Origin of the sequence: Ruania alkalisoli (genome assembly GCF_014960965.1) — a bacterium.
Taxonomy (GTDB): domain Bacteria; phylum Actinomycetota; class Actinomycetes; order Actinomycetales; family Beutenbergiaceae; genus Ruania; species Ruania alkalisoli.
Genome location: NZ_CP063169.1, coordinates 1,484,721 through 1,509,411, shown reverse-complemented (window position 1 = coordinate 1,509,411; position 24,691 = coordinate 1,484,721). Strand labels below are relative to the sequence as shown.

General features: G+C 68.5%; 23 protein-coding genes and 1 other RNA gene. 9 read left to right on the top strand and 15 right to left on the bottom strand.

Going from position 1 to position 24,691, the window contains the following annotated elements:
• Positions 1 to 29: 29 nt before the first annotated feature.
• From IM660_RS06445 to IM660_RS06435, 3 genes are read right to left on the bottom strand one after another with little or no spacing between them, the layout of a single operon-like run.
• The gene (locus IM660_RS06445; RefSeq protein WP_193498547.1) at positions 30 to 620 is read right to left on the bottom strand and encodes a GNAT family N-acetyltransferase; all 591 of its coding nucleotides are present in this window, start codon (positions 618 to 620) and stop codon (positions 30 to 32) included.
• Positions 617 to 1,417, bottom strand: coding sequence for an ABC transporter permease (locus IM660_RS06440; protein ID WP_193498546.1), 801 nt, complete (start codon positions 1,415 to 1,417; stop codon positions 617 to 619). Before IM660_RS06440 ends, IM660_RS06445 begins: the two co-directional genes overlap by 4 nt.
• Positions 1,414 to 2,349: an ABC transporter ATP-binding protein gene (locus IM660_RS06435; RefSeq protein WP_193498545.1), complete on the bottom strand. Its 936-nt coding sequence runs from the start codon at positions 2,347 to 2,349 to the stop codon at positions 1,414 to 1,416. Before IM660_RS06435 ends, IM660_RS06440 begins: the two co-directional genes overlap by 4 nt.
• Positions 2,350 to 2,436: 87 nt before the next feature.
• Here IM660_RS06435 and IM660_RS06430 point away from each other — a divergent pair, with 87 nt between their 5' ends.
• Positions 2,437 to 3,393 (top strand): TetR/AcrR family transcriptional regulator, encoded by a 957-nt coding sequence (locus IM660_RS06430; protein WP_193498544.1) that lies wholly within the window; start codon positions 2,437 to 2,439, stop codon positions 3,391 to 3,393.
• 246 nt (positions 3,394 to 3,639) lie between these two features.
• On the opposite strand, the gene IM660_RS06425 is transcribed toward IM660_RS06430, so the two are convergent.
• Both IM660_RS06425 and IM660_RS19915 read right to left on the bottom strand, forming a co-directional pair.
• On the bottom strand, positions 3,640 to 3,921 hold the full coding sequence (locus IM660_RS06425) for an HU family DNA-binding protein (RefSeq protein ID WP_159622749.1): 282 nt from the start codon (positions 3,919 to 3,921) through the stop codon (positions 3,640 to 3,642).
• A 160-nt stretch (positions 3,922 to 4,081) separates the two neighbouring features.
• Positions 4,082 to 4,204, bottom strand: a complete 123-nt coding sequence (locus tag IM660_RS19915; protein ID WP_281389300.1) for a hypothetical protein — start codon at positions 4,202 to 4,204, stop codon at positions 4,082 to 4,084.
• 32 nt (positions 4,205 to 4,236) lie between these two features.
• Between IM660_RS19915 and IM660_RS06420 the strand changes: the two genes are divergently transcribed.
• Positions 4,237 to 6,852 (top strand): helix-turn-helix transcriptional regulator, encoded by a 2,616-nt coding sequence (locus IM660_RS06420; protein ID WP_193498543.1) that lies wholly within the window; start codon positions 4,237 to 4,239, stop codon positions 6,850 to 6,852.
• A gap of 10 nt (positions 6,853 to 6,862) precedes the next feature.
• On the opposite strand, the gene IM660_RS19910 is transcribed toward IM660_RS06420, so the two are convergent.
• Complete coding sequence (locus IM660_RS19910) at positions 6,863 to 9,508, bottom strand: Ig-like domain-containing protein (protein ID WP_193498542.1); 2,646 nt, start codon at positions 9,506 to 9,508, stop codon at positions 6,863 to 6,865.
• Positions 9,509 to 9,632: 124 nt separating this feature from the next.
• Here IM660_RS19910 and IM660_RS06410 point away from each other — a divergent pair, with 124 nt between their 5' ends.
• Both IM660_RS06410 and IM660_RS06405 read left to right on the top strand, forming a co-directional pair.
• A complete protein-coding gene (locus IM660_RS06410; protein ID WP_246465181.1) occupies positions 9,633 to 10,820 on the top strand; it encodes an acyl-CoA dehydrogenase family protein in 1,188 nt (395 codons plus the stop codon).
• A 135-nt stretch (positions 10,821 to 10,955) separates the two neighbouring features.
• A complete protein-coding gene (locus tag IM660_RS06405; protein WP_193498540.1) occupies positions 10,956 to 11,726 on the top strand; it encodes an ABC transporter ATP-binding protein in 771 nt (256 codons plus the stop codon).
• Positions 11,727 to 11,814: 88 nt separating this feature from the next.
• Here IM660_RS06405 and IM660_RS06400 read toward each other — a convergent pair whose 3' ends face one another.
• Together IM660_RS06400 and IM660_RS06395 are read right to left on the bottom strand one after the other, a co-directional pair.
• On the bottom strand, positions 11,815 to 12,792 hold the full coding sequence (locus IM660_RS06400; RefSeq protein WP_193498539.1) for an ABC transporter permease subunit: 978 nt from the start codon (positions 12,790 to 12,792) through the stop codon (positions 11,815 to 11,817).
• Positions 12,792 to 13,760: an ABC transporter ATP-binding protein gene (locus IM660_RS06395; RefSeq protein WP_193498538.1), complete on the bottom strand. Its 969-nt coding sequence runs from the start codon at positions 13,758 to 13,760 to the stop codon at positions 12,792 to 12,794. The genes IM660_RS06400 and IM660_RS06395 overlap by 1 nt, the downstream gene beginning before the upstream one ends.
• A gap of 132 nt (positions 13,761 to 13,892) precedes the next feature.
• Between IM660_RS06395 and IM660_RS06390 the strand changes: the two genes are divergently transcribed.
• Positions 13,893 to 14,615: a GAF and ANTAR domain-containing protein gene (locus IM660_RS06390; protein ID WP_193498537.1), complete on the top strand. Its 723-nt coding sequence runs from the start codon at positions 13,893 to 13,895 to the stop codon at positions 14,613 to 14,615.
• Positions 14,616 to 14,722: 107 nt separating this feature from the next.
• Positions 14,723 to 14,989, top strand: a complete 267-nt coding sequence (locus IM660_RS06385; RefSeq protein ID WP_193498536.1) for a GlsB/YeaQ/YmgE family stress response membrane protein — start codon at positions 14,723 to 14,725, stop codon at positions 14,987 to 14,989.
• Between the two features lie 60 nt (positions 14,990 to 15,049).
• On the opposite strand, the gene ssrA is transcribed toward IM660_RS06385, so the two are convergent.
• Positions 15,050 to 15,418, bottom strand: a transfer-messenger RNA (tmRNA) gene (gene ssrA / locus IM660_RS06380).
• Between the two features lie 177 nt (positions 15,419 to 15,595).
• Here ssrA and IM660_RS06375 point away from each other — a divergent pair.
• The gene (locus tag IM660_RS06375; protein ID WP_193498535.1) at positions 15,596 to 16,276 is read left to right on the top strand and encodes an endonuclease III domain-containing protein; all 681 of its coding nucleotides are present in this window, start codon (positions 15,596 to 15,598) and stop codon (positions 16,274 to 16,276) included.
• An 88-nt stretch (positions 16,277 to 16,364) separates the two neighbouring features.
• Here the strand turns inward: IM660_RS06375 and IM660_RS06370 are convergent, their stop codons facing one another.
• The 6 genes from IM660_RS06370 to IM660_RS06345 are packed head-to-tail and all read right to left on the bottom strand — an operon-like array spanning position 16,365 to position 22,667.
• The gene (locus IM660_RS06370; protein WP_193498534.1) at positions 16,365 to 16,772 is read right to left on the bottom strand and encodes a hypothetical protein; all 408 of its coding nucleotides are present in this window, start codon (positions 16,770 to 16,772) and stop codon (positions 16,365 to 16,367) included.
• A gap of 48 nt (positions 16,773 to 16,820) precedes the next feature.
• A complete protein-coding gene (locus IM660_RS06365) occupies positions 16,821 to 18,692 on the bottom strand; it encodes a DUF2207 domain-containing protein (RefSeq protein WP_193498533.1) in 1,872 nt (623 codons plus the stop codon).
• A 20-nt stretch (positions 18,693 to 18,712) separates the two neighbouring features.
• A complete protein-coding gene (locus IM660_RS06360; RefSeq protein WP_193498532.1) occupies positions 18,713 to 19,594 on the bottom strand; it encodes a nucleoside hydrolase in 882 nt (293 codons plus the stop codon).
• 28 nt (positions 19,595 to 19,622) lie between these two features.
• The gene (locus IM660_RS06355) at positions 19,623 to 20,453 is read right to left on the bottom strand and encodes a carbohydrate ABC transporter permease (RefSeq protein WP_193498531.1); all 831 of its coding nucleotides are present in this window, start codon (positions 20,451 to 20,453) and stop codon (positions 19,623 to 19,625) included.
• A gap of 1 nt (position 20,454) precedes the next feature.
• Complete coding sequence (locus IM660_RS06350) at positions 20,455 to 21,360, bottom strand: carbohydrate ABC transporter permease (RefSeq protein ID WP_193498530.1); 906 nt, start codon at positions 21,358 to 21,360, stop codon at positions 20,455 to 20,457.
• Complete coding sequence (locus tag IM660_RS06345; protein WP_193498529.1) at positions 21,357 to 22,667, bottom strand: ABC transporter substrate-binding protein; 1,311 nt, start codon at positions 22,665 to 22,667, stop codon at positions 21,357 to 21,359. The genes IM660_RS06350 and IM660_RS06345 overlap by 4 nt, the downstream gene beginning before the upstream one ends.
• A 250-nt stretch (positions 22,668 to 22,917) precedes the next feature.
• Here IM660_RS06345 and IM660_RS06340 point away from each other — a divergent pair, with 250 nt between their 5' ends.
• Positions 22,918 to 23,910, top strand: a complete 993-nt coding sequence (locus IM660_RS06340) for a LacI family DNA-binding transcriptional regulator (protein WP_193498528.1) — start codon at positions 22,918 to 22,920, stop codon at positions 23,908 to 23,910.
• A gap of 34 nt (positions 23,911 to 23,944) precedes the next feature.
• Entirely contained in the window at positions 23,945 to 24,661 is a 717-nt protein-coding gene (locus IM660_RS06335) for a hypothetical protein (RefSeq protein ID WP_193498527.1), read from the top strand.
• The last annotated feature ends 30 nt before the right edge of the window (positions 24,662 to 24,691 follow it).

Here is a 24,691-nt window from a genome sequence, read left to right as displayed (position 1 = left end):
ACGGCGTCCCGCGCCCGCACGTGTCCAGCTCATCCGGGTGCACGGATCATGGTGACGTACGCACCGAACCCCGCTCGCGCGGAAAATCGGGCCGGGCGGCGGGAATGGTCGACGAAACCGAGCTTGCGGTACAGGCCAAGGGCAGCCTCGTTGGTGTCCTTGATGTCTCGCAGTACGTACGTGTGGTGACCTGACAGCGCCATCAGTTCCGTGAGCAGAACAGTCGCCACCCCCTGCCCTTGGTACTTGGGCACGGTGCCGACAAACCCGATCTCGGCTCGGCCCGGCGTGGCGCCCGGATCGGCACCCATGAAAGCCGTGCGGACCACGAGGTATCCGACCGTGCCGCGGACCGCGCCGAGGTGACGACGGAACGGTGCCCAGCGGGGCGCGAAGACCTCCTGCTCACCTTCGGTGACCGTCGCGATCCCGGCCGGCTGCCCGTCCTGGAACGCGACGTGGAACCGGTCGAGAAGCACCATGTGCTCGAAGGCCGCGGCCAGCCGGTCGGTGGCGGTGGAGATCGGGGCGAAGTCCTCGGCGAAGGTCTGTGTCAGGAGCCGGGCGACCGTTCCTCGTGCTCCCGGCCCGAGCGAGCTGGCGCGTTTCACCTCGATCATCGCCGACCACCCTGCCGGGCGAAGACGATCGCCGACCACACCACTGCCGTCGTGAGGATCGCCACCATCCAGACGAGGGCGAGCAACGGCGCGGTTCCGGCTGGTGTGCCCATCAGGAGGCTGCGCAAGGTCTCGATCACCGGGGTGATCGGCTGGTGCTCGGCGAACCCACGCAACCACGACGGGAGCGTCTCGGCGCCGACGAACGCCGTGGAGAGGTAGGGCAGGAACAGCAGCACGAAGCCGTACCCGTTCGCTGCCTCCGGGCTGCCCGTCGCGAGCCCGATCGCTGCGAAAAGGTAGGTGATCGCGAGGATGTAGGCCGCGACTACGACGATGGCGAGCAACCACTCGCCTGCATCCGCCGTGGGCCGGAACCCGATCGCGAGCGCCACGCCGAGCACCACCACCGTCGCGACGAGGTTACGGGCCAGGCTCGCCACCACGTGCCCGGTCACGACCGCCCAGCTGCGGATCGGCAGGGTGCGGAACCGGTCCATGATTCCGGACGCCTTGTCGCCGGCCACGTCGATGGCGGTCGAGGAGGCACCGAACCCGGCACACAGCAGGATGATGCCTGGCACCACGTAGTTCACGTAGTCCCCGCCCGAGTCGATCGCACCGCCGAAGACGTAGACGAACAGCAGCATGAGCATCACCGGCAGCAGGATCGCCATCAGCATGGCGTCGACGTTGCGCACGCTATGGCGCAGGCTACGCGCGATGAAGACGGCATCCACGGCACCGGGCCGAAGTCGTGCTGCCGCTGGCGCAGCGGCGTGAACAGGTGCGCTCATGACGGGATCCTTTCTGCGCTGGCGAGGCTGCCTGCTTGGTCGCCGGGGTTCTCGGTCGTGTCGTGGCTCTGGGTATGGCTGGTCAGTGCGAAGAACACGTCGTCCAGGCTGGGCCGGCGCACCACCACCTCACCGGAGAGGCCATGCGCGTCAATCGCATCGAGCGCCCGGCGCAGGCCGGCAGAGGTACCGTCCGTAGGCTCGCTGTGAAGCACCGTCCCGACGGCGTCCCTCACCTCCACCACGTCCTCGCCGACCGTTCGCTTGAGCTCGGCCGGTGAGCCTTCGGCGACGACGCGCCCGTCACGCAGGATCGATACCATGTCGGCCAGCTCATCGGCCTCTTCCAGGTATTGCGTGGTCAGCAGCACGGTGGCGCCGTCCTGGCGGAGGCTGCGGATGACATCCCACAGCTCGCGTCGGCTGCGCGGATCGAGGCCGGTGGTCGGTTCGTCCAGGAACACCACGGGCACGGCCACCACGAGGCTCAGCGCTAGGTCGAGCCGGCGTCGCATTCCGCCGGAGTAGGTCTTGACACGCCGATCGGCCGCGTCCGCCAGGCCGAATCGCTCGATCAGCTCCCGTGAGCGCTGGCGAGCCGCCCGGCCCCGGAGCCCGCGCAGGCACGCCATCATTCGCAGGTTCTCCTCCGCGGTGAGTACCTCGTCCACGGCGGCCGACTGCCCGGTGAGCGCGATCCTCCGGCGGACAGCAAGCGGATCGTCAGCCAGGTCGGCACCGGCGATGGTCGCGGTCCCCGCGTCGGGCCGTAGCAGCGTCGCCAGGATCGTCACGAGTGTGGTCTTGCCGGCGCCGTTAGAACCAAGCAGGGCATGCACACTCCCGCGGCTCACCGTCAGGTCCACCCCTGCGAGCACCTGCACCTGACCGAACGACTTGCGTATGCCGCGCACGTCGATGGCGTCATCCATCGCTCCTCCTCAGTATCGTGTACGCCATAAACTGTATGCGACATACACTGGAGTTGTCTATGCCATACACAGAACTAGGCTGAGGCGATGGACACCGAACCGGACGAGATCGAGCTTCCCCGCGGTATCGCACTCGCGTGGGGCGTGGCCGCCCACCCGCAACAGCGCGGACCCAAGCGGGAGCTGAGCCTGGAACGGATCGTCGACGTCGCCGTCGAGATCGCCGACGCAGACGGCCTCGGCGCCGTCTCCATGGCTGCAGTGGCGAAACGCCTCGGCTTCACCACGATGTCGCTGTACCGGTATGTCACGCGCAAGGACGACCTGCTGCTCCTGATGGGCGAGGCCGCACTCGGCGTCCCGCCGCTGACCGTCACGGAGGCACCCACGTGGCGTGAGGGGATGATCCAGTGGTACCGGGAAACCCTGGCGGTCCACGCCGCGCACCCGTGGATGCTGGACCTGCCCATCGACGGGATCCCGAGCACTCCAGCGAACCTGGCCTGGATGGACGCCGCTCTCGGACTTCTTGAGGACACGCCGCTCGAGCCGCTCGAACGAGTCGCCGTGATGCTGACGATGACCGGACACGCCCGGTGGACCGCTCACGTGGAGCGCGGATACGAGGAACGCGCTCGCGCCGAAGGGGTCTCCCCCGAGGATCTCGACCGTCAAGTGGCGCACATCGTCGCCACGCTCGTCACGCCGGAGCAGTTCCCAGCGCTCCGGCAGGCGATCGATGCGGGCGTCTTCACCGCTCATGCCGATCCGTTCGCCTTCGGACTGGAACGCATCCTCGACGGAGTGAAGCAGTATGTGCAGGCTCGCTCGGAGGGCGCACCAGCCTCGGTCCCAACCCCCTCGGAGGACGCGGACACTGATGCCTTCCCGAAAGACCCACGGGTGCGCGCCGCTCGCAGTGCCCGCCGCGAGGCTCAGAAGGCCGTTCGTGAGGCGGAGAAGAAGCTCCGCGAGGCGGTCAAACGAGAACAGGAGGCTGTAGGGCGCGCACGCGAGAGGCAGGCGAAGCGAGGACAGGCATAAGCAGGGATAGGCAGGGACCGCTGCGCGCCGCCCTGAACACGCGTCAACACTCGCCCGCGGACAGAGCCGGCCACCAGGGGCGAACGCAAAGAAGGCGTACGTCGAGGCGACCTGGTCTCGGCAACCCGTGGCTCCGCCGTCATGGACCACACAGTCACGAGCCCCATGGCACGCGGACATGACGAAGGGGCGCGGGATCACTCCCACGCCCCTTCGTCAGTGGCGACCTTCAGCGGCCGCCGGAGATCACTTGGCGACGGCCTTCTTCAGGGCGGAGCCAGCGGAAACCTTGACGCCGTAGCCGGCGGGGATCTGGATCTCCTCGCCAGTGCGGGGGTTGCGACCGGTGCGCGCGGCGCGCTCGACGCGCTCCACGGAGAGCAGGCCGGTCACCTTGACAGCCTCACCCTTACCCAGGGACTCCACCAGGACCTCCTGCAGCGCGCCCAGAGCGGCGTCGGCGTCGGTCTTGGTCAGTCCAGCCTTCTCGGCGATGGCGGCAACGAGCTCAGTGCGGTTGACGGACACGGAGATTTCCCTTCGTTCGTGGCCGCTCCCCGATCGGGGAGCGCTGTCGTCACACTACGACTTCACACGCCGTGATCGGGCAATTTGAGGGCGCTTCTCGGCGTGTTTCCGCCGATCTGGACCATCCGAAGCCACACTTACGTCCGTTTTGTCCCACACGTCACTCCAGCCACAGTTGCTCGATCGTCTGGTGCGGACTGCCGTCGACCGTGCAGAACGGCCGGACCCCGTCGAGAGCCCGCCAGGGTGCGCGCTGAACCGCACCGCTCACCAGACTCTGCACGGTCGCCCAACTCCTCGCGGTAGCGTGAGTTGGTGCCGTCTCGTCACCTTCCCGCCCCGGCGGCCGGAACTCTCACAGCACCCTGGCCGGAGTTGAGGCGCCCGGCCGTCCGAGAGCCGCTGCGCACCACTCTCGCCGAGGGGACCAGCGTGATGCTGATCGGCGATCCAGGAGTGGGTAAGACGTCACTGATGGCGGGCGAGGTCACCGCCGCTGAATCACGCACCACATCCGGGTCCCGCACAGAGCCCGCGGCAGGCACGAAGAGCGGAGAACACTCCACGACGATCTGGCTGCGCACACCGGCGGCGATGATCGCCACCCCATGGACCGTCCTCGAACCGCTCATCGGTTCCTCCGATGTCCCAGGACCGGACGCCATCGGCCGCCTCGTCGCGGCATGCACGGACTCGCTCTCGCAGCTGGAGCCCGTCCCCACGCTCGTCGTCGACGATGTGCACCTGGTGGACGAAGCGACCGCCGTGGTGCTCGCCGAGCTCGTGCACGCAGGAACGGCCCAGCTGGTGAGCACGTGCCGGCGTCAGCCCGGACCTCCGGCACCGCTGCAAGGACTGCTCCGTCGAGGCCGGATCGAGCGGATCGACGTGAGTGCCCTCGGTCCTGCCGAGGTGGAGGAACTCCTCACCGCCGCCCTGGCCGGACCTGTGGCCCGGCAGACCTCACGCGACGCATGGCATCTGACCGGCGGCAATCCGCTCTACCTGCGCGAGCTGGTGCGTTCGCTGTGGGAGGCGAACGTCCTGGTGCGGGTGGATGGGGCCTGGATCTGGCGTGACCACTCTGTGGTGGGCGACCGTCTCACCGACCTGATCGCAGCCGAACTGACGGGCCTGGCCGAAGACGAGCGTGATCTCATCGATCTGCTCGCGCTGGCGGGCCCCACCGCCATCCACCGGCTGCACGGCTCCGTTTCAGACGGCACGCTCCAGCGCAGCGTCCAGCGCGGTCTCGTCGTGACCGAATCCCACCACCACGACGGCGTCCCCCGAGCCCGCCTCGCTCACCCCCTCCACGCTGAGGTGAGCCGGGCTACGCTCCTGCCCGGACGCCGTCGGGAACTCTTCCATCGGCTGGGCTCCCGAGGAACGGCGACGCGGTCCGAGAGGTCCCACCCGGCGGCGCTGTTCTCCATGGTCGACTGGGCCCTGACCTGCGAGGTGCGGCCCGCCGCGGAGGATCTGGTGGCCGCCGTGCACGCAGCGGCCACCGTGGCCGACCTTCCGCTGGCGCGACGGCTCAGCGACGCCGCCCTGGATCTGCTCGAACCGGCCGAGGCCCGCGCCATCGACCTGCTCCTGGTGCGGGCGGAAGCCGCGAGGTTCGCCGGGGCGGACGACTCGGCGCGAGCGGACCTGGACCGGGTACTCCCGCATCTGACGGCGAGCCAGAACCGGCTGTGCTGGCGCTACGCCCAACTGCGCGCCGACTTGCAGCAGTTCAGCGACGATGACGCCGATGCCGCGCTGGCTACGGTGACGGCAACGGCGAGCGGGCCCCTGGCCGACCCCGGCCTGCACGAGGCTCAGGCGGCAGACCGGATGATCCGGCTCGCCTACGCCGGCCGGTTTGCCGAGGGCCTGCCGCTGCTGGAACGGTTCGCCCGTGAGTGCGCGGATCCGGAGCTGCGTCTGAGTGTCATCGGTTCCCTGGTCCTCGGCCTCGGTCAGTCCGGGCGGGGCGAGGAGGCAATAGCGATCGCCGACGGCGCGCTGTCCTCCTGGCATGAGGCCGTCGGCTGGCCCTGGCTGCTCTCCGAGATCGTCGCCGCGCGCTTCATGGCAGCGATCTGGCTCGGCGACCCCGAGCGAGCCACGCACCCGCCTCACACGGAGGACCGGTGGGCACGATACGACGACGCCGTCACCCAACTGGGCTCAGGACGGTTCCACGCAGCACGGGGTGAGTGGTCCGCGGCGGCCGATCACTACCGCGGAGCCCTGTCGGGGTTCGCACTACGCGACCCCACGGGGTTTGCGGGGACAGCGTGGGCTGGGCTCGCCTACTGCCTCGCCGCGCTGGGTGATCTCGACGGTGCTGCCCGAGCACGGCAGTCCTACGATCGGATCGCTTCTCGCGGCTCCCGGGCGGTGTCCAGCGATAACGAGGTGCGCGTCCTGGCTGTTGCGGTGGCACTGGAGGAGCCAGACATCGACTCCCGGTGTGCGGCAGTGGCCGAAGAGTGTGCCCGCGAGAAACTGTGGCTCGGTGTGCTGTTGGCGCGGCACCTGGGCTGCGTCGCGACCGCACGCCACCGCCGACCCACGGCTGAGCAGGTGGACGGCGTGGCGCAGGCTGCGGTCCGGGTGGACGGTCTGATTCCCCCCGAACTCCTGGCGCACACCCAAGCCCTGGCGGAAGGTGATGAGACGCTCACCGCACGGATCGCCGGGCGGCTGGTCGGCCGGGGCGTCTGGGTGCCTGCACCACTGCCCGCGGTGACCCTGACCCCTCGCCAGCAGGAGATCGCCACCCTTGTCCGCGCCGGCCTGTCGAACAGGGAGATCGCCGAGCGGCTGGTGGTGTCCCTGCGCACTGTCGACACCCATGTCGGGCACATCTTTACCCGGCTCGGGGTGAATTCGCGTGCGGACCTAGCCACAGCACTGGCCAGGTCCGCACGCGGTTGAGATCAGCCGATCATCGACACCGAGCCGTGCGCCGGGTGGTCGTCACAACGACCCCGGCGGCAAGCAGCAGGAGCGCGAGCAGTGCCGCCGCACCGATACTCGCACCGGTGCTCGCGAGATCGGTTCCGGTGCCATGCGCGCCGTCCGTCGCGTCAGAACCGTCACTGCCGCTAGAGCCAGCGGTCCCATCAGAATCGCTGTCGGCGTCCTCGATCTGCGCCGCGGTGACCGTGTGGGGAACCTCAGGTGAGGTGCCCACCTCGTGTCCGTCGTCACCGAGGTAGCGCGCCTGCACCTGCGTCTGACCGACGGGGAGCACCGACGTCAGGGTCGAGGCGCCGCCGTCGATGAGATCCAGAGGCTCTCCCCACGCGGTTCCGTCGAGAATCAGTTGCACCCGCCCGGTGGGCACGTGCGCGCTGTCGGTGTCGGGTTCGACGATGGCACTGATCGTGACCTCCGTGCCCTCCTCGGACTGCTCCGGTGAGGTCGCCACTGTCACCAGCACGGGTGTGCTGAGCACCTCCAGGCCCACCGGTTCAGATCGGGCGGGGTTCACCGAGTCGGTTCCCAGGTACTGGGCGTGCAGTTCATGCACGCCCACAGAAAGGCCGTCCAGTACCAGCTGCGCCGCTGCGCTGCGTGGCTCCCAGACAGACGCGGCCTCGGTTGGGGTCTGTCCATCCGCTCCGCCCCCGCTGCCGTCCGTGCCCGGATCGTCCTCGGTGACTGGTGCCGTGCCGAGCAGCTCGTCTCCGGCGAAGAACGCGATCGCACCCCCCACAGCGGTCATGGCCGGCTCGATGAGCACAATCGACGCATCCAGAGTCACCACGTCGCCGTAGTACACCGGCCTGTCAGGGGCGACCTCGAGGGTGACATGCGCGTCGGCGGGCGCCACCGAGAGCACCTCCGGCTCGCTCTCGGCCGCGGTGCGCTCGCCATTGCCACTGTAGATCGCACTGATTTCGTGATCACCGGCTGCGACCGTCAGTGCATCGAGGGGCGTGGTCGCCCGATCATCGTCGACGTCGACCGGCTCGCCCCACGGCTGGCCTTCGACAAAGAACTGCACGGTGCCCTCGGTGCTGGCGGCGCCGGGCTGAGCTGTGCCAACCATCGCGACCGCCGAGGACGTCTCGCCGACGATGAGATCTGCCGGGAGCAGGTCGAGGCTCAGGGTCGAGACTGCCCTGTCCACGGCAAGGGTGACACCGCTGGAGGCGGAGGACCGGAAGGACGCAGACCCCTCGTAAGAGGCGGTGATCCGGCCGGTTCCGATGAAGTCCGCCGGGATGTCCAGTTCCGCGATGCCGTCACTCACAGATGCCGTGCCGAGCGGGCCGTCATCCAGTTCGAAGGAGACCTCCCCGGCGACTGTTCCCGACGCCGGGGAGACAGGCGCGACGAGGGCGCGGAGGTTCACATCCTGCCCGTGCACAGCATCCTCCGGGTCGATCTGGAGGGTGGTAGTGGTCTGCCCAGGATCGACCGTGATGTCCAGTGTTCCAGCCGATCCCGAGAACTTCTCATTGTCCGGCCGGTACTCCGCACTGAGTGTGGTGGTGCCGACTGGCAGCTGGACTCCCCGGAAGACGGCTTCACCGCCGTCGAGGTGTGCATGTCCGAACGAGGAGTCACCATCGGTGAGAGTCACCGCGCCAGCCGGGACTTCCGAGGTGTCCAGGTTCGCAACCTCGACCCGCACATCTGTCTCCTGTCCGGTGACCAGACCTGAAGCAGGCTCTGCCGTCACGGTCGTGCTGGTGGCGAATGTGGGATCGAAGGTGATCTGGACGAACCCGTCCCGGAGTTGATCATCGAGCTCGGTGGAGAGGGCGTCGACAGTCGCGAACGAGCCGCCGCCACCTCCACCTCCACCGCCAGCGCCGCCCACGCTGCTGCCGCGGCCACCGCTCCCGCTGAACGCGTAGCCACCGCCACCGCCGCCACCTCCACCGCCGCTGGAGCTGTTGCCGGCGTCGCTGCCCGGGCCACCGGGCTGCTGATACAGGAATGGACTGGCGCCCGCGCCTCCAGCTCCCGCTCCACTGCAGATCCCGTACCCGCCTTGGCCGTCCTCTCCGCTGTGCCCCCCGTGGCCGCCATGGCAGTTCGCAAATCCCGCGCCACGTCCGCCACCACCGCCGCCGCCACCGGCCACGACAAGCGGGGCTACGCCGCTGACGATCGCGCTCGCACCGCCGCCACCACCGCCGGCCTTGCCCAAGAGAGATCCGGTGTTTCCTTGGCCACCGCGCACGAATCCGTCACCTCCACCGCCGGGCTCGTGCCTGGTGCCCACCGGACCGCCCATCGTGGATCCATAGAACGTCAGGGTCTGCCCGGCACTCACGCCCATCGTTCCGGTGATCACGGCGCCGGCACCGCCGGAACCATCGCCGGAGAGCGGGATCCCGGTGCCGGGAATGTTGAGTGTCTCGCCCCCACCGCCAGCAGCGCCGACCACGATCACCTCGATCGAACTCACCCCGGCGGGCACAGTCCAGGCCGTACCGCTCGGATCATCGAACGTGAGCGTGGTCGGCGCGGCCTGGGCGGGTGCCGCCACGGCGACCATTCCCGCTCCGGTGAGCGCCGCCGTCGTGACTGCGGCGAGCGCCGTTCGCCAGCGCGCCCGTGGTGTCTGTTGCATGGTGTCCTCTCGAATCCGAACCTGGGCGCGTCGTGGCCCAGAAGGCAGTGCCCTCCGGACGCTAGGGACGACACCGCTGCCGCCACATCGGTAGATCATGCGTATCCGCGCCTACGCTGGGCAGGTGAGCGACGACCAGTTCTTCGATCCCGGCCTCCTCGAGGCGATCCGATCCCGCGCCGCGCGCTACGACCGTGAGAACACCTTCTTCACCGACGACCTCGCCGATCTGGTGCAGGCCGGCTATCTGCGAGCACATGTGCCCGCCACCTGGGGCGGCGGCGGTCTGAGCCTGGCCGAGTTGACCCGCTCCCAGCAGGCGCTCGCAGGAGCCGCGCCGGCCACAGCACTCGCGGTCAACATGCATCAGGTGTGGGTCGGCGTGGCGAACGTCGTACGCGCGCGCGGCGAGACCTTCGCCGACCAGGTCCTGACGGAAGCGGCCGCCGGGGAGATCTTCGCGTTCGGGATCTCCGAACCGGGCAACGACCTGATGCTCTTCGGCTCGACGACTCAGGCTGAGCCCGACAGCACTGAGAGCGCGGGCGGCTACCGCTTCACCGGCACCAAGATCTTCACCTCGCTCTCCCCCGCGTGGACACGCCTGGGCGTCTTCGGCACGGACACCACGAGCCCCGATGCTCCGAAGTCGGTGTTCGCCTTTCTCGACCGGGACGAAGTGGGTGCCGGTCGGGTGGAGATCCTGGACGACTGGGACACCCTCGGCCAGCGGGCCTCGCAGTCGCAGACCACGCTGCTGCGCGGCGGGTACGCCCCGGCGGAGCGAGTGATCCGCCGGATCGATCCGGGGCCGAGCACGGACCCGTTGATCTTCGGCATCTTTGCCTGCTTCGAGATCTTGCTGGCCGCCGTCTATACCGGGATCGCCGAGCGCGCACTCTCCTTGGCTGTCGAGGCCGCGCGGGCCCGGACCTCCCGCAAGAACGACGGCGCACCGCTGGCTCACGATCCGGACGTGCGGCGCCGTATCGCCTCGGCAGGCATCGCTCTGGACGGCGTGGCCCAGCAGATCGAGGCGCTGGCACGGGACGTGGACGAGAGTGTGGACCACGGCGATCTCTGGTTCCCGCGGCTGTCGGCGCTGAAGTGGCGGGCCAGCGAGGTGGCCCGGGAGGTGGTGACGGCATCGGTCCAGGTGGCCGGCGGATCGTCCTACCGGACCGGGAGCGAACTGGGTCGGCTATACCGGGACGTGCTGGCCGGCATGTTCCACCCCAGCAGTGAAGATTCGGCGCACTCCGCGATGGCGACAGCGCTCCTCGGCCCCACGCCCCGTCCCTGCGAACGCTGAGCTGTTCGGCGTTTGCTCGCCAGATGCCGAGCAACTCAGCGTTCGCCGCGTGGGATGGCGCGAGGCCGGGGCATCAATGTACGGCGGATAGCATGCAGGCAGTCCCCTGCCCACTCATGAAGGAGCACAGCGCGCATGGCCGGTTCGGTCCTCCAGGCCCACGACCTCTGGGGTGGCTACCCCGGCAACGAGGTCATCCGCGGTATCGACCTCACGATCACCGCTGGTGATGCGCCGTTGGGGATCATCGGACCCTCGGGCGTCGGCAAGACCACGCTCGCGCGGCTGCTGCGCGGGAGCATGCGACCCACGCGAGGTCAGGTGACCTACGAGGGACGCACGGTGAGCCGCCTGCCTCGCAAGAACAAGAAAGACTTCACCGCGGCGGTCCGGTTCCAGTCGCAGGACTCATTGACGATCACCGACCCCCGGCTGACGGTGGCGGGCAACCTCAAGACAGCCGTGAAGGAGGCCCGCAAGGCGGGGCGCACACACGCGACGTCCACCGCAGAGCTGCTGGACGCCGTCGCGCTGCCTGAGCACTTCGCCTCCCGCGTGATGCTCACCCTCTCCGGCGGCGAACGCCAGCGAGTGGCGCTGGCGACCGCTCTCGCCACCCGGCCGGAGATCCTAGTGCTGGACGAACCCTTCACGGCCGTGGATCCACAGTCACGCGGGGACATGGCCCGCCGGATCGGTGCGCTCTTGGAGCAGCTCGGAACCGCGGCAGTGATCATCACCCACGACCTGGAGCTCGTGGAGCGGATGTGCCCGTCAGTGCACTTCCTCGCCGACGGGCAGTTCGTCGCCAGCGGCGCGATCGGTGAGGTGCTCGCCCGTGCGGAACACCCGGCGGTGCGCGAGATCGCCGCGGCGGCACCGCTGGCGGTGCAGCGCTTCCGCTGACTCACCACACCGCATCGGCGAACGCTGAGCTGCTCGGCATCCGGCGCCGAAACGCCGAGCAACTCAGCGTTGACCGAGTGGGAACCCGTCAGGAGAGATCGCGACGGCGGAACACGAGCGCCCCGACGGCGATGAGCACCACCCCGACGACGGCCAGGAAACCGGCGTTCCAGGCGAAGGAGACTGTCTGCTCGGTGCTGTCGCAGAACACGCTGCCGTCCGGCTGAGACTCACAGGCATTCACGAAGTAGGTATGGCCGTACTGCAGCCAGCCGACGAGGTTGGCGCGGATCGAGAACGGCACGAGTGTCTGAGCCATGCCCACCCCGATCGCCTCCCAGGCGATCGCGAACCCGGCGACCACGGCCAGCACCACCGCGGTGGACCGCAGCAGGAACGCGAGCACGGCGCCGACAATCGCCGCCGCCGGCAGGAGAGCCAGGGCGCGGACCGCCGTCCAGAGCAAGGCATCACTGACGGTTGCATCGAGCCCGCGGATCTCGAAGACCGCCCACATCCCGACACCGAGGATGGTGCACAACAGCAGCGACAGGGGCACGGTCGCGAGGGCGACAGCGCCGACCTTGGCGGCATAGACGCGCAGCCGCCGCGGCTGAAAAGTGAGCAGGGTGGCCATCGCGCCGCTGGAGAACTCGGCCGCGACCGCCGTCGTACCGATGGCGAGGCCGACCACGCCAAGGATCATGACTGCGCTGGTCAGGCCCGGCCACTCCACGTGCTCGGCGAGCGACTGCTCGTGCGGGAGGAAGTGCTCGCGCTGCGGCATCATGTCGGCGCAGTCGAAACCGGGATTCTCCCCCGTCTCATCCGCCATCCGCGCCTGATCTTCCTCGCAGCGCTCGATCTCCTCCTCGCCGTGCTCCTCCCACCGCTCGAGCTGGTCCTGGTAGGCCATCTCGGCCTGCTCGCGCATCTCGTCGGTGATCGGCTGGGCGGAAACCCACGTGGTGAACAGGACGAAGAAGGAACCGAGGATCCCGGCGACCACGAACAACCACACCAGGCGCCGGATCCGCAGGCGCCGCAACTCAGTACGCAGCAGCATCAGGCGGCCTCATCCCCGGTGCCATGGCGGCGATCTCGCCGGCGCGTACGGCCGAGCTCGGCGTCGTGGGTGAGTTCGAGGAAGACGGACTCAAGGCCCACGCGCACTCCTCCCAGCTCTCGTGCGTACAAGCCCTGCTCGGCCAGCAGGCGGTTGACGTCGGCCGGGTCGGTGGCACCGTCGACGAGCAAGTCCCCATGATCGAGCCGGACCGTCAACCCTGCTGCGGTGAGCACGCCCTTGGCGCTTTCCCCTTCGTCCGGACGCAGGACCACACGCACGGACTCCGCCCGGTCGCCGATGATCTCGGCCACCGAGCCAGAGGCGATCAGACGCCCGCGTCCGATGATGGAGACCGTGTCGGCGATCTGCTCGACCTCGGCCAGGATGTGGCTGCTGACCAGCACCGTCCGGCCCTCGTCAGCGAGCCTGCGCATCGTGGTGCGGATCTCGTGGATCCCCGCAGGGTCGAGGCCGTTGGTCGGTTCGTCGAAGATCAGCAGGTCGGGTTCCTTCAGCAGCGTTGCCGCGATCGCGAGTCGCTGCTTCATGCCCAGGGAGTAGGTGGCGAAGCGGTCACCGGCGCGGTCGGCGAGACCGGTCTCGGCCAGCACCTTGCTGACGCGACGCCGCTTGGTGCCGATCGCCGAGGCAAGCAGCTCCAGGTTCTGCCGACCGGTGAAGTTCGGGAAGAACTTCGGCGACTCCACGATCGCGCCGACCCGGGCGATCACGTCCGGCAGCGCGGCTGGGACCTCGTGACCGAAGATCCGGATCTCCCCGTCATCCGGGCGGATCAATCCCAGCAGCATTCGGATCGTCGTCGTCTTCCCCGACCCGTTCGGCCCCAGGAACCCGTGCACCCCGCCCACGGGAACACGCAGGTCCAGCCCATCGACGGCCACGCGCCGCCGGACGCCGCGATAACTCTTGCGCAGCCCGTCGGTGCTGATCGCGCAGTCAGACATCACCCCTCCTGTCGTCCAGTGCCCCGGCCACGACGCTAGTGGTTCCCGCGCCGTTCCCGCGCCACGGCGCGCCAGGACGAGTGATACTGAGTTGCCGGATGATCGGCCGGTCAGACGAGAACGAGGAGCACCATGGTTCCGACGGTGAACGACGACGCCCAGTCAGCCTCCGCTCGCACCTTCCGGCAGCTCGGCGACCTTCTCTACGCCAGTGACGACTATGAGACGACCTACACCGTGGTCTGCCATGCGGCCACGACGTTGATCACCGGCTGCGATCGCGCGAGCCTGATGCTGCGCCGCGGCGAGGAATGGACGACGCCCGCCGCGACAGATGAGATCGCCGCTGCCGTGGACCGGTACGAACGCGTCTCAGGCTCCGGGCCCTGCGTGGACGCGATCGAGGAGGAGGTGCCACAGCTCGCACCCGACCTCCACGACCCGGACGCTCCATGGCCCGAACTACGCAGCCTCCTCCTGGCCGAAACCCCGATCCGCGGCATGCTCGGTTTCCGTATCGCCCATCATGGCCGCAAGGTCGCCGCTCTGAACCTCTTCAGCGATCGACCCGGCGGCTTCACAGACGAGGGCGTGAACCAGGCAGCCATCCTCGCGGCATTCACATCCGTCGCACTCCAGGCCTCCGCCGAGCACCATCAGGTGATTACCCTGCGTGAAGGGTTGGCCTCCAACCGGGAGATCGGCAAGGCCATCGGTCTGCTGATGGCCTACCACCGCATCTCAGACGACGCCGCGTTCGAGATCCTGCGGACCACCTCCAACCAGCTGAACTCCAAGCTCGCGACGGTGGCCGGGCAGGTCGTCGCGGGGCACCGGAACCAGGTGTCGACCTGACGATCCGCCGACGTCACACCGATTGACGCTGCGACGCGGTTCGGGCATGATCGGTTCGTCTCAAGCCGCCGGGACGACACTGCTGTACGTCCACGGAGGACTTCACCATGACCATCGTCTTTTATGTGATCATCGGGCTCATCGCCGGAGCGCTGGCAAAGCTCATCATGCCCGGCAAGCAGGGCGGTGGAATTCTTGCCACCATCGTGCTCGGTGTGATCGGTGCACTCGTCGGAGGGCTGCTAGGCAACCTGATCTTCCACGGGGAGTTCAGCCTCGCGCTGACCGGCAACTGGTTCTGGTCGCTGATCACGGCGATCATCGGCTCACTGATCGTGCTCGCGATCTACCGCACCGTGAAGCACAGCTCCTGACAGTCTCTGCGTGCACAAGGATGAAAGACGGCCCGAAACGCGTGGGCCGTCTTTCATCGTGAGTGGAGGTGGCGGGAATCGAACCCGCGTCCGACAGTGCGGAACCAGGACTTCTCCGGGCGCAGTCTGCTAGTAGATTTTCTCAGCCCCAGCGATCACGCAGACAAGTCGCTGACGGGCTCAGTCATCTAGATGTCCCCGCAACCCCGATGACGAGGGTTACGAGCAGTGGCTCTCTAGCTGACGCCAGGAACCGGGGCGAGAGCTAACCCGGGCTGACGGACTTCGGAGCTCGCTCAGGCGGCGAGGGCGAAGTCGGTGCGCTTGGAATCGGCACCTATTGGTTTGCAAGGAGCGTTGACGAGATGACCTTGCATCCTCGACCCGCTTCTCCTGGAACGACAACCGTCGTCGAAACCGATCACCCCCCTGTTGAGTTGTTCACCGACCCCGGCAGCTCAAGTCCGCCGACGTCATCGCATCATTCTACAGTTCCCAACACTCGTGCTGTCACGGTTATTTCCGCAGGCCCCCGAGCACTCGCCCACATCCTCGCCAGCACCGCCCGCCCGTCCTCACGGCCCGCCGCATCGGTAGGCTGACCTGGTGCGACGGACAGAGAAGGCCGAGCGAATCGGTGAGATCCTCGATGACCTCTACCCCGACCCCCCGATCGCCCTGGATCACGTCAACGTCTACACCCTGCTGGTGGCGGTCGCGCTCTCGGCGCAGACGACCGACGCGAAGGTCAACCAGGTCACGCCGGCGCTGTTCGCCGAGGCGAGCACGCCGTCACAGATGTATGCCCTGGGACCGGAGCGAATCCTGGAGCTGATCCGGCAGGTGGGCCTGGCGCCGACCAAGGCCAGGAACGTCTGGACGGCGGCCGGTCAGATCGTCGACGCCGGTGGTGAGGTTCTTCCCGACTGGGAGTTCCTGGAGGGTTTGGCAGGGGTGGGGCACAAGACGGCCAGCGTCGTCATGGCACAGGGCTTCGACATCCCTGCCTTCCCCGTCGATACCCACATCTTCCGGCTCGCCCGCCGGTGGGGGCTGAGCACCGGCACATCGGTGGAGAAGGTGGAAGCCGATCTGAAGAAGGTGTTCCCGCGCGAGGTGTGGAACCGCCGACATCTGCAGATCATCTATTTCGGCCGTGAGTTCTGCCCGGCGCAGCGTCACGACCTGACCACGTGCCCGATCTGCTCCTTCGCGGCCACGAAGAAGCAGATCGCGGCCGAGGCTGGGAACCGCAGCAAGCGACCGGCGCGTCCGGTGGCGGGCTGACCCGCAGCGGACTGAGCTCAGCCTCGTCCCGGGCGGACCGGTGCCGGGCCACGGCGCCGTCGCGAGTTCACCCGGCCCGGCTCCGGGACTACTTCTTCTTCTCCAGCAGCAGCGCCAGGCCGATGCCTAGCAGGAAGATGTCCTTCGCCATCCCGATACCGGCCTGGGTGGGGCGGATCCCGTCGGATTCGGTCAGGCCCGGCGTACGCAGGTAGGTGAAAACGAGCGCCGACGCGAACGCCGTCAGTCCCAGACCCACCAGCTTGCTCGGCAGGAACGGGGTGAGCAGCGAGCTGCCCAAAGCAACCTCGCCCGCTGCCAGGTAGGTGCCGAAATCCCCGGCAGAGAGCGCCTCCAACTGCGGGAAGGCATTGAGTGCCATCTGCTGCAAGCCGGCAGCGGACTCGGCATCCAGGCTCAGCTTGTTCACGCCGGAGTTCAGAATGAATGCTCCCGCGGTCAGGCGCAGGGGCAGGCGGTGCAGGGCGAAGCCCATGGCTGGCTCCTCGTGGTTGAGTGTGGGTCGCACACCAATCTACCCATCTCACCAACCTCCGCCGCCACCCCCACCGACACCGCCGCCGACGCTGCCGCCGGAGAAGCCGGAAGCACCACTAGTGCCCGAGACGGCCGCCCCGACCGACACCGACGCCGAGCTCGCGAAGCCGGAGACACTCGTGAACGCGGCCGCCGTCCATAGCCCGGGCGTGGCGCCGACGTACCACGTGGGCTGCATCCGCACCTGCCCGGCCGCGGCCGCCTCGGCGAACACCCCCGCCCAGTGCTCGGCCACTCCGAAGGCGATCGCGAACGGCAGGTACCTCGAGAAGATGTCCTCCCCTTCCTCGAACCGCAGTTGATCCGCCTCCGCGGTCTCCAGGTACTGCTTGAAACCGAGGGTCTGGGCGAGCACTGCCGTCCCGTCCGCTGTCCGCGCCGGCGCGAAGGACGCCGCGATCATCACCGCGATCCCGGTGAGCACCACCGCGAGCCCGGCGAATCCCCAGCCGGTGAGCACCCCGAGCGCGATGGTCGCTCCGATTCCCCCAACGAGAATCAACCCACCCACCGCCACCCAGGCGTTCCGCACCTGCTGCGGTGAGTTGCGGAACCAGCCGCGTTCGACCACCCGGTCGTAGAGTTTGGACTGCGTCCGCGTCATCGACTTCGCGAACTCGGCCCCGAGCTCGGACATCCGCACGGTCGGATCGCTGCCCGGGAACACACCCCGCAGGATGGTCTCCTCGAACGGAAGCAGCCCCTCCCAGCTCGCCTGCGGCCCGGTGAGGGTGCGGCGCAGCCACCAGTCCGGCGTGCCGTCGTTGCTCTCATCCGCGGGCACTTCCTCGATGGTGAGGTACCCGCGCACCGCGAGGTCCACGATCGTGGCAGTCACATCGTGGGTGTGAGCCACTTCGTCCAGGAGAGTGCCGGCGGCACCGGGCGTGACGCCGTCGGGCGGGGTGAAGCGGACGGCGACGGCACCACCCGCCGCAGCGCCTTCCCCATACCCGCCGGCACCATCGACCGGGGTGAGGCCGGGCGTCAGTCCCAGGTGGGCGCGGTCGCGCCCGCGCTGGCGGGCGCGCACCACCACGGCCGCGATCCCCCCACCGCCGAGCAGTAGCCCCAACCAGGGTGCGAACGTTCCGACGCCGAAGAAGTTCGACCAGGTGACGCGCCTGTCCAGGATGGGCTCGATCCCCCCGAAAGTGCCCGCTTCATAGGCGAGCACGATGGTCAACCCCTCACCGCTGCCGAGGGCAGGCTCGTCGAACGAGGCTGTACCGTCGGACCGGTAGGTCGCGTTGGAGCAGATGTCGTCACTGCCCACCGGTCCCACGTAGCACGCGGCGTCGCGGATGGCGTGCGGTCCGTCGATCTCGACGAGCACGTCGGACATCGGCACCTCCCACGCGGAACCGATCACGTTCCAGAAGATCTCATCTTGGCCGTCGGCGCCGGCACCCGAGTTGGGCACCCCGGCCACGGTGTAGGAGATCGTGTACTGCTGAGCCCCAGAGACTTCTTGGTCCTCGTCACCGACGTAGACGATCAGCCCACCGTCGTCGGATTCGGTGTGCACGTCGGCCGGCGCCCCGGAGTTCGAGGATGCCGTGATGCCGGTGTACTCCAGCACGCGGTAGTGGTCCGGGTCGTCCGGGATCTCCTGCCGCTCCACCAGGGTCAGGAACGGCCCATGCCCGGCCTCGTCGGCGAAGTCGAACGTCATATCGATGGTCACGTCGATCGTGCCCTCGGGGTGCACCACGGCGTTCACGTGGTACTGCTCGATCGACCATGCGTCCTCGGCGTCCGCCTGCGCCGCCGTGGGCGATCCCAGCAGGGCCAGTGCCGCGATCACCGCCACAGCCAGTAACGGGAACAGCCTGCCCAGGAGGATCGGTCGACGCATGCCGTCCATCGTACGGATCGCTACGTGGCGGCAGCCTCCCCCGCGCGGACGATCCTGGTCACGATCTCCTCGGCCACACGAGCGGCGTCCAGCTCGAGGACGACCCGCACGTTCCCGTCCGGCCACACCTCGTGCGTGGTGACCCCATCGTCGCTGACGTGCACTCGCCCCGGCTCCGAGAGCGTCACCAGCTCCGGACGCAACAGCGCGAGCACCGCCACCGGATCGTGCGGGACGTTCCACGTCTCATTCCAGAACTTCCACCACTGGTCGATGTCGGCAGCCAGGGCCGCCCCGATCCGTCCGGCGCCGGCGATCTGCTCGAGCTGCCGGGCCTCGATCCGCACCTGCCGGGTCACGTCCACCCCGGCGATCACGATGGAGGCGCCGGAGTCGAAGACCACCCGGGCCGCGTCAATGTCGGAGCGGATGTTGTGCTCGGGCTCGGGTGCGGTGAAGTCGCCACCCATGAGCCAGAATCCGCGGGCGGAGCCCGCCATGGGAGGTGTGCGCTCGAGAGCCAGGGCCAGATTCGTCAGCGGTCCGATGGCGAGCACGTCCCGGCCCGGCCGGGAGGTGACGGCCTCGGCCAGGGAGGCTGCGCCGTCGCCGGGCTCGACATTCTCAGCCTCCAGGCCAGGGTGCAGCGACCCCTCGTGGCCGGCCCACCAGACCTCCCGACCGGAGCGGGTGGCAGCCTCTCCCGCCCAGACCGGCAGGCGCCGTCCGGCCAGGCTTGCGTACCGCTGCACCAGCCGAGCACGCAGGAGCGTGTCCCCGTAGACGGTGGTGACCGCGGCCAGCTCCACCTCCGGAGAGCCGAGCAGCAGGGCGAGGGCCATCGCGTCGTCGACGTCGGTGCCCAGGTCGGTGTCGAGGACGACGCTGTGGTGGGTACTCATGGGGCGGTGATGCTCGCTTTCACCGGGCTCACTTGAGGCCGGAGGTGGTGACGGACTGGATGAAGTAGCGCTGCAGCGTCAGGATGATCACCAGCGGCACAGCGATGAGCACGACCGCTCCGGCGAACATCAGCCCGTAGTCCACACTGAACTGGCCCTGCATATTGGCCAGCGCGACGGGTCCGAGGATGTGCTCGGAGTCGGTGCCGATCAGCAGCGGCCATACATAGGCCTGCCACTGGAACAGGAACAGCATCAGTGCGGCACCGATCATGGCGGGGCGGGCGAGCGGGGCGTAGATGCGGGAGAAGATGCCCCACCACCCGAGCCCGTCCAACCTCGCCGCTTCGGCCAGATCCTCGGGCACGGCGAGGAAGAACTGCCGCAGCAGGAAGACCGCCATCCCGTTGCCGAGGCCGGGCAGGATCAGGCCGGTGAAGGTGTTCTGCAGGTTCCAGGTGCGGAAGACGTCCGCGAGCGGGATGGCGATGGCGTCGAACGGGATGAGGAAGCTGAGCACGATCACGGAGAACACGGCGCTACGGCCCCGGAAGGGCAGGGCTGCGAGTGCGAACGCCGCCATGGCACAGATCACTAGCCCGACGGCGACAGTCGCCACGCTGACAATGATCGAGTTGAGGATTCCTCGCCCGAGCGAGGTCCCGGCGAGCGCGGCGTAGTTGTCCACGTTCGGGGTCAGGGTGAGAAAGGTCTCCCAGCTCAGCGGGCTGATGGTGCCGAAGGTCTCGGCACCGGGGCGCAGGGAGTTGGTGAGCACCCACAGCAACGGGATCGCACAGAGTATCCCGACGGCGGCCGCCAGGATGGTCAGGGGAAGTCGCGTTCGGCGTCGGCTCATCTCACGCCCCCTCACTGTCGCCACGCAGCATGCGGAACTGCGCGGCCACGATCACCACGGTGAGCAGGACCAGGACGACGACCTCGGCCTGGGCTCGGCCCAGGTCACCGAGGGTGTAGGCGCGGGTGTAGATGTCGTACATGAGCAGGTTGGTCGACCCTTCCGGTCCGCCGCCGGTGAGCATCTGCACGGGGGCGAAGACAAGCAGGTTGGAGACGGTGTCGGCCACCAGCACGAAGGCGAGGGGACGCCGGCACATCGGCAGGGTGATGTGGAAGAACTTGCGCCACGGTCCGGCGCCGTCCAAGGCAGCCGCCTCGTACAGCTCGCCGGGCACATCGTTGATGCCGGCGATGAGGAACAGCATCCAGTACCCCACGCCCACCCAGGAGAGCAGCACGATGATGGCCGCGAGCGCCTGGTCGGGCGAGGTGAGGAACGGCTGGGGAGGCAGTCCGAGCACGCTGAGTACCGCATTGGCCAGGCCGTCGTCGGGCCGGTAGATCACGTTCCAGACCACCGCCGAGACGGCCGGCGGAACGGCGATCGGCAGGATCACCAGGGACCGCCACCACCGCACGCCCGCCAATCGGCGGGTGAACAGCACCGCAAGGGCGAAGGCGATCGCCACCTGCAACGGGTTGATGATCAGCGTGAACAGCACGGTCACGCCGACGGCGCCACGGAAGTCCGGGTTGCCGAGCAGCTCGGCGTAGTTCTCCCAGCCGACGAACCGGGTGTCGCCGGTGAGCAGCGAGGACCGGGTCAGGCTTCCGTAGAGGGCGGAGGCGGCGGGGACGAGGCGGACGAGGACGAGCACCACGATCGCCGGTGCCAGGAAGGCGAGCGCGACGCGACCGTATCCTCGGCGCACCTTCCTGGTCCGCCCGGCGATCGTCGAGGTCATCGCAGCTGGCTCCAGGCGTCCTCGAGCTGGGTGGTGGCCTCAGCCAGCCGCTCGGCCGGGTCGCTGCCGTTGCGGATGTCCGCGAAGGCGGTGTTCATGACCTCTTCGAACTGGACGTAGCCAACGGTCAGCGGCCGGGCGAGTGCGGTGTTCTCCAGCTCGTAGGTGATCAGGTCGGCCACGCCCGCGCTGCGGTCCCCGGCGAGCTCCTCCAGCTGGGGGAGATACGCGGCCGCGGCCTCGGCGTTGGCGGGGATGATCGTGGTCGCCTCGGTGCTGAGCAGGTTGCCCTCGGGGTTGAGGGTGGCGTACTCGAGGAAGAGCAGCGCTGCGGCCTGGTTCTGCGAGGCGGGGTTGATTCCCCAGGACCAGGAGCCGGTCGGTGTGACCTGCTCGCCACCGTCGAAGTACGGCATCGGTGCCACGGCCCAGTTCGTCTCGGACTCCGAGAAGACCCCGACATCCCAGGGACCACCCACGAAGAACGCCGACTCGCCGTCGGCGAAGATCGGGCTGGTCTCGAAGCTGCCGACTCCGCGCGGGGCGAGCCCGTCGGCGAACAGGTCGCCGTACCAGGTCATGGCCTCGACCCACGCGTCATTGGTGATGTCGGGGGTGAGCGCGTCCTCGCCGGTGATGCCCGATCCGCCACCGAGCGAGGCCATGAGCGGCTGCAGCTGGTAGTAGTACTCGATCTGCTCCAGGATCAGACCCCACTCGGTCTCACCGGCGGCCTGCACCTGCTCGGCGGCGGCGACCGTCTGCTCCCAGGTCCAGCGCTCGGATGGGTCGGAGCTCGGCGGCTCGACACCGGCGGCCGCGAGCGCGTCGACGTTGTAGAACATCAGCTGTGTGGAGTCCCAGATGGAGGCAGCCCACATCTGCTCGTCGATGACATTGACGTCGTACATGGTGGGGCTCATCACCTCCTGAGCCTCGTCAGCGAGGTCGGTGAGGTCGACGAGGTAGCCCTGGGCAGCCAGCTGGGCGACCCGGGGTTGGTCAACGGTGTAGACGTCGATGGTCGAGTCCTCGGCACCGAGCCGCTGCTGGAGCGTGGAGTTCAGCTGGTCGAAGGGGACTTGGGTGTACTCCACCGAGTAGCCCTCGTGCGAGCCCTCGAATCCCTCGATGAGAGGAGCGAACGTGGCCGGGTCCTCCGGGCCGAGCAGGTTGATGGTGCTGGGTGTCGCCTCGCCAGTCGAGGGAGTCTCCGGCGCGGATGAGCAGGCTGCCAGAGCAAGTGCGCCGGACGTCACGGCTGCTGCGACGGCGACGACACGTGCGTGTGGAGTACGAGGGATCATCATGAGGACCTTCGGTGGAGGGAGGGGTGCGGGTCGGCGTGGCGCCCGGGGATCGGTGGTGGGGATGTGGCGCTCACGACATCTATCCGGTTAGATGGACGTTAGCAGGCTCGATCCGGCACCCGCAAGAGACCTGATCAGCTTCACGGCCGCCATGCCGACACGAAGGGACGCACGCGTGAGGGGCCACACTGCTGGCGACCTGCTGCTGCGTATCCTGCTGATGACCGCCCGCTGACCCGAGGAGATCATGCCCATGGTGACCGCCCGGGACGTGGCGCGCCTGGCCAAGACGTCGAACGCCGTCGTGAGCTATGTGTTCAACAACGGGCCGCGGAACGTGGCCCCGGCGACGCGGGAACGCGTGCTGGCGGCGGCAGCTGAGCTCGGCTACCGGCCGAACATGCTCGCCCGCGCCCTCAGTGCCGGGTCGACGCGGTCCATCGGGCTGATCGTGCCGGACATCTGCAACCCGTTCTTCGCCGAGACGGCTCGTGCACTGGAGGACGCCGCCGGGGAGATCGATCACCTGCTGCTGATCTGCGACGCTGCACTCTCCCCGGTGCAGGAAGCTCGCCACGTACGTTCGCTCGTGGACCGGCAGGTGGACGCCGTCGTCTACGTCTCGCTGCAGGACGACCCCGATCTGAGCCTGTTCACCGAGTCCCGCATCCCGGTGGTGGCGCTACACCCGCTGCCCGAGGGCGCCGCAGCTTCCACCCTGACCATCGACTACACCGCCGCCGCCCGCGCCGCCACACGTCACCTGATCGAGCACGGCTACCGGGAGATCGCCATCCTCAACGGACCCACCGATTCGGTGGGTGCCCGTCAGCACGAGCGCGGATACGAGCAAGCTCTGGCCGGCCACGCAGTCACCGCCCACCACTGGTCCTCCCCCACGTCACGGTATGCCGCATCGCAGGTCGCAGCCGAAGAGCTCGCCGCCCACCCACCGCGTGCCGTGTACTGCGTCACCGACGAGCAGGCATTCGGTGTACTGCATGCCGCACACAGCCTGGGCCTGCGCGTCCCGGCGGATGTGGCGGTGGTCGGCCTGGACGGCACGGCCAACAGCCGGGTCTCGATCCCACCACTGACCACGGTGCAGCAACCCACCCAGGCCCTCGCCTCGCGGGCGATCGACATCGTCCGCGACCCGGACGCACGGGACACGCCGGTGCATGAACTGCTGGACTTCACTTTCGTGGCACGGCAATCCTGCGGCTGCCACGAGGCCTGACCGTCGCCCGCGACCGAGCACTTGAGGAGCCCCCATGGACACCCCCTGGATCATCGTGGTGACCGTTGGCGCGATCCTCCTCGGAGTCGGGATCGCCGCACTCGCCGTGGTCGCTGCCCTGCGCGGGAGCGGAGCGGACCGGCGTAGCGCCGCCGATGTCGCCGCTGCTGCGCAGCCGGCTGGATGGACCTACGTCGGCACCGACGCTGCCGTGCTGGACCGGCTCCGGCTGCGGCATCTGTTCCCTGACGCCCGATCGGCGCGAACCAGCCACGTCATGCATCGCCAGGTGGCAGGTCGCTCAGCCGTGGCGTGCGGCACCAAGGGACGGGGCTGGAGCAATGAGGCGAACCGGCGGCGCACGCGAGTGACGGTCTCGGGTTCGAACCACTCCATGTGCACGCTCGAACTGCCTGGACCGTTGCCGACGTTCAACCTGCTCAGTGAGGGCCGGGGCGGGGCCGCCGCCACATCGCTCGGACTGCTGAGCGACCTCGACACCGAGTCGCACGAGTTCAATGAACGTCTGCGGGTGGTCACCGCCGACGACAGGCTCGCGCACGCCCTGCTCGCCCCCACCGTGATCGCCGCGATGCAGGACGGGCCACCGCAGACCACGCTGCAGATCGTCGGGAACCAGCTCGTGAGTTTCCGGCAGGGTGTGCCCGATCCGGCCGAGCTCGCCGCACGCGCCGCATGGCTGGGCAGGGTCGCTGCCGCGATCCCGGCTTTCGTCTACCAGGGGCGCTGAGCGCGCCGCAGCGCTGGTGGCGAGCTACGC

What these genes read in the sequence shown, in the direction of transcription:
- IM660_RS06445 (WP_193498547.1), bottom strand. Translation starts at nt 620, where the DNA reads ATGATCGAGGTGAAACGCGCCAGCTCGCTCGGGCCGGGAGCACGAGGA.
- IM660_RS06440 (WP_193498546.1), bottom strand. Translation starts at nt 1,417, where the DNA reads ATGAGCGCACCTGTTCACGCCGCTGCGCCAGCGGCAGCACGACTTCGG.
- IM660_RS06435 (WP_193498545.1), bottom strand. Translation starts at nt 2,349, where the DNA reads ATGGATGACGCCATCGACGTGCGCGGCATACGCAAGTCGTTCGGTCAG.
- IM660_RS06430 (WP_193498544.1), top strand. Translation starts at nt 2,437, where the DNA reads ATGGACACCGAACCGGACGAGATCGAGCTTCCCCGCGGTATCGCACTC.
- IM660_RS19910 (WP_193498542.1), bottom strand. Translation starts at nt 9,508, where the DNA reads ATGCAACAGACACCACGGGCGCGCTGGCGAACGGCGCTCGCCGCAGTC.
- IM660_RS06405 (WP_193498540.1), top strand. Translation starts at nt 10,956, where the DNA reads ATGGCCGGTTCGGTCCTCCAGGCCCACGACCTCTGGGGTGGCTACCCC.
- IM660_RS06400 (WP_193498539.1), bottom strand. Translation starts at nt 12,792, where the DNA reads ATGCTGCTGCGTACTGAGTTGCGGCGCCTGCGGATCCGGCGCCTGGTG.
- IM660_RS06395 (WP_193498538.1), bottom strand. Translation starts at nt 13,760, where the DNA reads ATGTCTGACTGCGCGATCAGCACCGACGGGCTGCGCAAGAGTTATCGC.
- IM660_RS06390 (WP_193498537.1), top strand. Translation starts at nt 13,893, where the DNA reads ATGGTTCCGACGGTGAACGACGACGCCCAGTCAGCCTCCGCTCGCACC.
- IM660_RS06385 (WP_193498536.1), top strand. Translation starts at nt 14,723, where the DNA reads ATGACCATCGTCTTTTATGTGATCATCGGGCTCATCGCCGGAGCGCTG.
- IM660_RS06370 (WP_193498534.1), bottom strand. Translation starts at nt 16,772, where the DNA reads ATGGGCTTCGCCCTGCACCGCCTGCCCCTGCGCCTGACCGCGGGAGCA.
- IM660_RS06365 (WP_193498533.1), bottom strand. Translation starts at nt 18,692, where the DNA reads ATGCGTCGACCGATCCTCCTGGGCAGGCTGTTCCCGTTACTGGCTGTG.
- IM660_RS06360 (WP_193498532.1), bottom strand. Translation starts at nt 19,594, where the DNA reads ATGAGTACCCACCACAGCGTCGTCCTCGACACCGACCTGGGCACCGAC.
- IM660_RS06355 (WP_193498531.1), bottom strand. Translation starts at nt 20,453, where the DNA reads ATGAGCCGACGCCGAACGCGACTTCCCCTGACCATCCTGGCGGCCGCC.
- IM660_RS06350 (WP_193498530.1), bottom strand. Translation starts at nt 21,360, where the DNA reads ATGACCTCGACGATCGCCGGGCGGACCAGGAAGGTGCGCCGAGGATAC.
- IM660_RS06345 (WP_193498529.1), bottom strand. Translation starts at nt 22,667, where the DNA reads ATGATCCCTCGTACTCCACACGCACGTGTCGTCGCCGTCGCAGCAGCC.
- IM660_RS06340 (WP_193498528.1), top strand. Translation starts at nt 22,918, where the DNA reads ATGCCCATGGTGACCGCCCGGGACGTGGCGCGCCTGGCCAAGACGTCG.
- IM660_RS06335 (WP_193498527.1), top strand. Translation starts at nt 23,945, where the DNA reads ATGGACACCCCCTGGATCATCGTGGTGACCGTTGGCGCGATCCTCCTC.